General features: G+C 46.6%; 7 protein-coding genes, 12 tRNA genes and 1 rRNA gene. 19 read left to right on the forward strand and 1 reads right to left on the reverse strand.

Features of this window, described 5'->3' with window-relative positions:
- Positions 1-44: 44 nt before the first annotated feature.
- The 5 genes from RKD52_RS21040 (at position 45) to RKD52_RS21060 (ending at position 4,502) form a co-directional block, all read left to right on the forward strand.
- Positions 45-374, forward strand: a complete 330-nt coding sequence (locus RKD52_RS21040) for an anti-sigma factor antagonist (protein ID WP_454101365.1) — start codon at positions 45-47, stop codon at positions 372-374.
- Complete coding sequence (gene rsbW, locus RKD52_RS21045; protein WP_454101366.1) at positions 371-853, forward strand: anti-sigma B factor RsbW; 483 nt, start codon at positions 371-373, stop codon at positions 851-853. The genes RKD52_RS21040 and rsbW overlap by 4 nt, the downstream gene beginning before the upstream one ends.
- Positions 819-1,607, forward strand: coding sequence for an RNA polymerase sigma factor SigB (gene sigB / locus RKD52_RS21050; RefSeq protein WP_029286362.1), 789 nt, complete (start codon positions 819-821; stop codon positions 1,605-1,607). The genes rsbW and sigB overlap by 35 nt, the downstream gene beginning before the upstream one ends.
- Positions 1,607-2,206 carry a PP2C family serine/threonine-protein phosphatase gene (locus RKD52_RS21055; RefSeq protein WP_454101367.1) on the forward strand — a complete coding sequence of 200 codons (600 nt, stop codon included), beginning with the start codon at positions 1,607-1,609 and terminating at the stop codon, positions 2,204-2,206. Before sigB ends, RKD52_RS21055 begins: the two co-directional genes overlap by 1 nt.
- 133 nt (positions 2,207-2,339) lie before the next feature.
- Positions 2,340-4,502 (forward strand): Tex family protein, encoded by a 2,163-nt coding sequence (locus tag RKD52_RS21060; protein WP_454101368.1) that lies wholly within the window; start codon positions 2,340-2,342, stop codon positions 4,500-4,502.
- Positions 4,503-4,515: 13 nt separating this feature from the next.
- Here RKD52_RS21060 and cmpA read toward each other — a convergent pair whose 3' ends face one another.
- The gene (gene cmpA / locus RKD52_RS21065) at positions 4,516-4,629 is read right to left on the reverse strand and encodes a cortex morphogenetic protein CmpA (protein WP_087946367.1); all 114 of its coding nucleotides are present in this window, start codon (positions 4,627-4,629) and stop codon (positions 4,516-4,518) included.
- Between the two features lie 104 nt (positions 4,630-4,733).
- On the opposite strand from cmpA, the gene RKD52_RS21070 reads away from it, so the two are divergent.
- From RKD52_RS21070 to RKD52_RS21135, 14 genes are all read left to right on the forward strand, one after another.
- Positions 4,734-5,180, forward strand: a complete 447-nt coding sequence (locus RKD52_RS21070; RefSeq protein ID WP_454101374.1) for a SprT family protein — start codon at positions 4,734-4,736, stop codon at positions 5,178-5,180.
- Positions 5,181-5,325: 145 nt separating this feature from the next.
- A tRNA-Asn gene (locus RKD52_RS21075) sits at positions 5,326-5,400 on the forward strand.
- A 6-nt stretch (positions 5,401-5,406) separates the two neighbouring features.
- A tRNA-Ser gene (locus RKD52_RS21080) sits at positions 5,407-5,497 on the forward strand.
- Positions 5,498-5,515: 18 nt separating this feature from the next.
- Positions 5,516-5,587 (forward strand) — tRNA-Glu (locus tag RKD52_RS21085).
- Between the two features lie 20 nt (positions 5,588-5,607).
- Positions 5,608-5,683, forward strand: a tRNA-Val gene (locus tag RKD52_RS21090).
- 3 nt (positions 5,684-5,686) lie between these two features.
- Positions 5,687-5,762: transfer RNA gene (locus RKD52_RS21095), tRNA-Asp, on the forward strand.
- Between the two features lie 7 nt (positions 5,763-5,769).
- Positions 5,770-5,844: transfer RNA gene (locus tag RKD52_RS21100), tRNA-Gln, on the forward strand.
- A 27-nt stretch (positions 5,845-5,871) separates the two neighbouring features.
- Positions 5,872-5,947: transfer RNA gene (locus tag RKD52_RS21105), tRNA-Lys, on the forward strand.
- A gap of 10 nt (positions 5,948-5,957) precedes the next feature.
- A tRNA-Leu gene (locus tag RKD52_RS21110) sits at positions 5,958-6,041 on the forward strand.
- 15 nt (positions 6,042-6,056) lie between these two features.
- Positions 6,057-6,142, forward strand: a tRNA-Leu gene (locus RKD52_RS21115).
- Between the two features lie 87 nt (positions 6,143-6,229).
- Positions 6,230-6,306 (forward strand) — tRNA-Arg (locus tag RKD52_RS21120).
- A 5-nt stretch (positions 6,307-6,311) separates the two neighbouring features.
- Positions 6,312-6,388: transfer RNA gene (locus tag RKD52_RS21125), tRNA-Pro, on the forward strand.
- 21 nt (positions 6,389-6,409) lie between these two features.
- A tRNA-Gly gene (locus tag RKD52_RS21130) sits at positions 6,410-6,483 on the forward strand.
- Between the two features lie 94 nt (positions 6,484-6,577).
- Positions 6,578-7,046 (forward strand): 16S ribosomal RNA (locus tag RKD52_RS21135); the annotation flags it as partial.

A 7,046-nucleotide genomic window follows, 5' to 3' on the forward strand; every position in this document is an offset into this window, starting at 1 on the left:
AATAACTCATTAGGACAAAAGGAATAATATTAGGGGGACTACACATGAACCTTTCAATAAATGTAAATCAAACAGATGAACTTGTTCAAATAGATCTGGCTGGAGAAATTGATGCCTATACTGCACCTAAACTGAGAGAGCAGCTTATGCCGCTTGCTGAAGAAGGGAAATCGATGACGGTCAGCCTGAAGGATGTTTCCTACATGGACAGTACCGGACTCGGTGCATTTGTCGGTCTGCTGAAGGCTGTCAGAAAAAACGGCGGAGATATGAAGCTTGTGAATTTATCTACCCGTCTTGAAAGACTTTTTAATATCACTGGTCTGAGTGAAATTATTGACATTTCTTCTAAATCAGAAGGTGGGGTTCGATGAGACAGTTAGTGGATTACATCGAAGTGAGGATTCCTGCAAAGCCGGAATATGTGGGAATCGTCCGTTTGACTCTTTCCGGGATAGCAAGCAGAATGGGCTATTCGTACGATGAAATTGAAGATTTGAAGATAGCTGTCAGCGAAGCATGCACGAATGCCGTGCAGCATGCGTATGAGAACGCGGAAGGCGGAGAGGTAAACTTAGGGTTTGGCCTTTATGACGACCGCCTTGAAGTGATGGTTTCAGACAGCGGCCAGAGCTTTAATTTCGAACAAAAGAAAAATGAGCTGGGGCCGTATTCTGCCGCAAACCCTGTAGACCAGCTTCCTGAGGGAGGGTTGGGGCTCTACTTGATGGAAACGCTCATGGATGAAGTTCGTGTGCAAATCGATTCCGGCGTTACCGTCTTCATGACAAAGTATTTAAGCGGGGAGCGAGTAGAACATGACACAACCATCCAAAACTACGAAGCGAACTAAAGAAGAAATAAACGAACTGATTTTTGATTTTCAGCACAATCAAAATGAAGATGCCCAGCTTTTTCTTGTTGAGTACTACAGCGGCCTTGTTGAGACGCTTGCGAAGAAGTACTCAAGGGGAAAAAGCTTTCATGAAGACCTTAAACAGGTCGGCATGATCGGCCTGCTCGGTGCCATTCGCCGCTATGATCCTGAATTCGGCAAAACCTTTGAGGCATTTGCCATTCCGACCATCATCGGTGAAATAAAGAGATTTCTACGCGACAAAACATGGAGCGTCCATGTTCCGCGAAGAATTAAAGAGCTTGGCCCGAAGATTAAGATGGCTGTTGATGAACTGACAAATTCCCTTCAGCGCTCACCGCAGGTTCATGAGATCGCTGATTATCTGGAGGTTTCAGAGGAGGAAGTGCTTGAAACGATGGAGATGGGCAAAAGCTATCAGGCGTTGTCTGTAGACCATTCCATTGAAGCGGACTCCGACGGCAGCACAGTGACCATTTTAGATATTGTCGGTTCAAAAGAAGAAGGGTATGAGCAGGTTAACCAGAAGCTCATGCTTGAAAGTGTTCTTCACGTTTTGTCTGACCGTGAAAAAGAGATTATTCACCACACATATATCCTGAATAAAAGCCAGAAGGAAGCGGGAGAGATTCTCGGCATTTCTCAAATGCACGTTTCAAGGCTTCAGAGAAGAGCGATTACGAAGCTTAAAGAAGCACTTTCTGCTGATATGTCACTGGGGATGCAGTAATGTATCAAACGGAACAAAACAGCCATGTCTACGCATACGCCTACCAGATTCAAAAGGAAGGAAAAACATTATGCGGGGACAGTTTTTTAATTAAAGCAACTGAGGACTATTTCATCTGCGCCGTTGCAGACGGACTCGGAAGCGGCGAGCGTGCTTATGAATCCTCATCTGCCATCAAGGAAGTCATTGAGGAATATCATGCAGAGGATGTTGAGCTGCTGATTGCCAAATCAAATGAGGTACTGAAAAACAAGCGCGGAGCAACCGTTGCTATTTTCAAGGCGTACTTTGGACAGAATATGTTCACATTCAGTTCGGTAGGGAATATCCGGTTCGTTCTTTATTCTCCGTCAGGGAAGTATGTCTATCCCCTGCCTGTTCTTGGCTATATGTCAGGCAAGCCTCAGAAGTTCAGCGTTCATACGTACTCTTATGATGCAGGAGCAAAATTCATTCTGCATTCAGACGGACTCAACATTCCAGCAGTAAAATCTCTTTTGAAGGATTATCAGACAATTGAAGATATCTCAAATCATCTGGAGCCTTATACGAAATCGCGCCAGGATGATTTAACCTACGTAGTCGGTCAGCTGTTTTAGCTGGCGGGCTTTTTTATTGGGCTGAAAAACGGGTAAACAAAACAATTTTTATCAATAAGGGCTATTCGTCATTTTTGAAATAGCCCGGCTTTTGGTAAACTGTTTCTAAGTCGATGTAAGGGGAGGCAACAGAATGGCAGACAAAACAGAACGCATCATGCAGACAATCAGCAAAGAGCTGTCTATTACATATAAGCAAATACAGAACGTGATTGAATTGCTCGAGGGCGGAAATACCGTTCCTTTCATAGCGAGGTACCGGAAAGAACAGACAGGTGCCCTTGATGAAGTGCAGATCCGCGACATCTCTGAAAAATGGCAGTACATCCAAAATCTTGAGGCCAGAAAAGAAGAGGTTATCCGCCTGATTGAGGAACAGGGTAAACTCACCCCTGAACTGAAAAAAGACATTAATGATGCTCTCAAACTGCAGAAAGTGGAGGATCTCTACCGGCCTTACAAGCAAAAACGCAGAACAAAAGCGACAGTCGCGAAGGAAAAAGGTCTTGAACCTCTTGCAGCCTGGATGAAAGAACAGCCTTCAAATGGCTCGCTTGAAGAAAAAGCTGCCGCGTTTATCAATGAAGAAAAAGAAGTGCTGACAGCCGGGGATGCCATTGACGGAGCGAAAGACATTCTTGCCGAGTGGATTTCAGACGAGCCGTCCTATCGCCAGTGGATCCGCGATCTTACTTTCAGAAAAGGAAAAATCGCCGCATCAGCCAAGGATGAAGAGAAAGACGAAAAGAACGTGTATGAAATGTATTACACGTACGAGGAGCCTATCCTGAAAATTGTGCCCCACCGGGTTCTTGCTCTAAACCGCGGGGAAAAGGAAGGCATTTTGAGAGTAACGGTTGAAGCGCCGGCGGAAGAAATTATTGCGCAGCTTCAAAAACGCGAACTTAAAAATCCGCGCACAGTTGTAAAAGATACGTATATAGAAGCGATAGAAGATGCTTATAAAAGATTGATTGAACCTTCCATCGAGAGAGAAATCCGGAAAGAACTGTCTGAAAAGGCGGATGACCGGGCAATCCACATTTTCTCTGAAAATCTGAGAAATCTTCTGCTTCAGCCGCCTCTTAAGGGGAGAATCGTCCTTGGAGTCGATCCTGCCTACCGGACAGGCTGTAAGCTTGCTGCGGTAGATGAAACAGGGAAGGTTCTTGAAATTGGGGTTATCTATCCTCATCCGCCCGTTAATAAAGCCAGAGAAGCGAAACAGAAGCTTGCGGATATCATCAAGCGCTTTAAGGTTGAACTGATTGCCATCGGAAACGGGACGGCATCAAGGGAAACTGAACAATTCGTGGCAGATCTGATTGAAGAACTGAAAGCAGATCTCTCGTACATCATTGTAAATGAAGCGGGTGCAAGTGTTTACTCTGCATCTGACCTGGCCCGCGAAGAGTTCCCTGACTTTCAGGTTGAAGAACGCAGTGCTGTCTCCATAGCGAGAAGACTGCAGGATCCGCTCGCCGAACTGGTCAAAATCGATCCTAAGTCAGTTGGAGTCGGGCAGTACCAGCATGACGTTGCACAGAAAAAATTGAATGACTCTCTGACGTTTGTTGTTGAAACCGTTGTAAACCAAGTTGGAGTTAACGTGAATACAGCTTCATCTTCTTTGCTTCAGTATGTGGCGGGGCTAAGCAAGTCTGTAGCGCAGAACATTGTGAAACAGCGTGATGAAATCGGGAAGTTTGATGACCGGAAGCAATTGAAAAAGATCCCTCGCCTTGGAGCTAAGACCTATGAACAGTGCATAGGGTTTTTAAGGATTTCCGGGGGCAAACACCCTCTGGATTCTACCGGAATCCACCCTGAAAGCTACAAAGAAACAGAAGAGCTGCTCCGTATGCTTGGCTTGAGCCTGAAAGACCTTGGCTCTGATAAGCTTAGAGAAGGATTAAGCAGTCTGAACATAAAAGAAGCTGCAGAAGAAATCGGCATGGGAGAACTGACCTTAAAAGATATTTGTGATTCTCTCGTGCGTCCAGGCCGTGATCCGCGGGATGAAGTGGCTAAACCGCTGCTTAAAAAAGGCGTTCTGAAACTGGAAGACCTCGAGACAGGCATGGAGCTTCAGGGGACGGTCCGAAACGTAGTGGACTTCGGAGCCTTCGTTGATATTGGCGTGAAGCAGGATGGGCTTGTCCACATCTCCAAGCTGAAAAACTCTTACGTGAAGCATCCGCTTGATGTTGTCTCAGTAGGAGATGTTGTAACTGTATGGGTAGACTCAGTAGACAGGCAAAAAGGCCGGGTTGCACTTACAATGGTTAACAGCTGATGAAAAACACTGCTTACGAGCAGTGTTTTTTTCTATAAAAATACCAGCACTGGTTCAGCATTTTGATTTGATAACGGTCCTTTTCATAAAACGCACGCTGCATTTGGTTTTTTAACCATGATGGCATTGCTCGTTCCTCCTTATTGTTTATAATGGAGTATGTGTATGACTTACTTTATGCGGGCTCGGGATGTCCTGTTCGTAGAAACAAACTATGCGGGGTGCTTTGAAATGAATGAACGCAAACTTCAGGAACTGACAGAATCGCTTTCTGCAGAATACTTCAGAAAACCATTCAAACATAAAGCGGTTTTCAACAGCAGGCTGCGGACAACGGGAGGAAGGTATTTGCTTAGAAGCCACAATATCGAAGTGAACCCGAAATATCTTTCTCAGGGAATCGATGAGGTGATCGGCATTATCAAGCATGAGCTGTGCCACTATCACCTTCATATAGAAGGAAGAGGATATAAGCACCGTGATCCTGAATTCAGAGCGCTGCTTTCACAAGTGGGCGCACCAAGGTTCTGCACGCCGATCGAGCCTCCGGCAAGAACAAGGAAAATCGTTCAGTATCAATGCACAGAGTGCCGGTTTATCTACAATCGCCGCAGGAAGATGGATACATCAAAATACGTGTGCGGCAAATGCGGAGGGAAAATCAAACTTGTTTCATAGAATTTCATAAAAAGGGTTGACGCTCTGTGTCGAGCTGTGTTAAATTATAAAAGCCGTCGTAAGAGACGCAAAACAAGACTGAAAAGAAGGCTTGACAGTTTGTCCAAACCTTCATATAATTAAGAAAGTCTGTCAGCAATTTTATTCCGCAGTAGCTCAGTGGTAGAGCTATCGGCTGTTAACCGATCGGTCGTAGGTTCGAGTCCTACCTGCGGAGCCATAATATGGGGAAGTACTCAAGTGGCTGAAGAGGCGCCCCTGCTAAGGGTGTAGGTCGCGTAAGCGGCGCGAGGGTTCAAATCCCTCCTTCTCCGCCATTATTTTTTATTGTCTCTGGCCCGTTGGTCAAGCGGTTAAGACACCGCCCTTTCACGGCGGTAACACGGGTTCGAATCCCGTACGGGTCATCATTTTCACAAATGAATACGGAGGATTAGCTCAGCTGGGAGAGCATCTGCCTTACAAGCAGAGGGTCGGCGGTTCGAGCCCGTCATCCTCCACCATCTGGTCCCGTGGTGTAGCGGTTAACATGCCTGCCTGTCACGCAGGAGATCGCCGGTTCGATCCCGGTCGGGACCGCCATTTTTATTGGGCTATAGCCAAGCGGTAAGGCAACGGACTTTGACTCCGTCATGCGCTGGTTCGAATCCAGCTAGCCCAGCCATTTTCATTTTGAAAAATGAATATCTATGTGCCATTAGCTCAGTCGGTAGAGCATCTGACTTTTAATCAGAGGGTCGAAGGTTCGAGTCCTTCATGGCACACCATTTAATGTATGCGGGTGTGGCGGAATTGGCAGACGCGCTAGACTTAGGATCTAGTGTCTTTGACGTGGGGGTTCGAGTCCCTTCACCCGCACCATACATTATTCTTTTCGCGGTCGTGGCGGAATGGCAGACGCGCTAGGTTGAGGGCCTAGTGGGGGTAACCCCGTGGAAGTTCGACTCTTCTCGGCCGCACCAAAAGAGCTTTGAAAAACTTAAAAAAAGTTGTTGACATAAAGATCACTACTTGGTATTATATTTAAGTCGCTTCACAAATTATCATGTGCGCCCGTAGCTCAATTGGATAGAGCGTTTGACTACGGATCAAAAGGTTATGGGTTCGACTCCTGTCGGGCGCGCCATATTACGGGAAGTAGCTCAGCTTGGTAGAGCACTTGGTTTGGGACCAAGGGGTCGCAGGTTCGAATCCTGTCTTCCCGACCAGGTAATTTTATAACTTTATATGCGGGTGTAGTTTAATGGTAAAACTCTAGCCTTCCAAGCTAATGTCGTGGGTTCGATTCCCATCACCCGCTCCAATCTTTAAAATGATCTTTGAAAACTAAACAAAACCAAAAGCGTACCAAACGTTTTAAATTTTTTAAGTCAGCAACATTTATGAGTCACAAATTTTCTTCGGAGAGTTTGATCCTGGCTCAGGACGAACGCTGGCGGCGTGCCTAATACATGCAAGTCGAGCGGATCTCTTCGGAGATCAGCGGCGGACGGGTGAGTAACACGTGGGCAACCTGCCTGTAAGACTGGGATAACTCCGGGAAACCGGAGCTAATACCGGATACTATGGCAAACCGCATGGTTTGACATTCAAAGACGGTTTCGGCTGTCACTTACAGATGGGCCCGCGGCGCATTAGCTAGTTGGTGAGGTAACGGCTCACCAAGGCGACGATGCGTAGCCGACCTGAGAGGGTGATCGGCCACACTGGGACTGAGACACGGCCCAGACTCCTACGGGAGGCAGCAGTAGGGAATCTTCCGCAATGGACGAAAGTCTGACGGAGCAACGCCGCGTGAGTGATGAAGGTTTTCGGATCGTAAAACTCTGTTGTCAGGGAAGAACAAGTGCCGGAGTAACTGCCGGC

The sequence above is a fragment of the Metabacillus sp. SLBN-84 genome, from assembly GCF_053629595.1.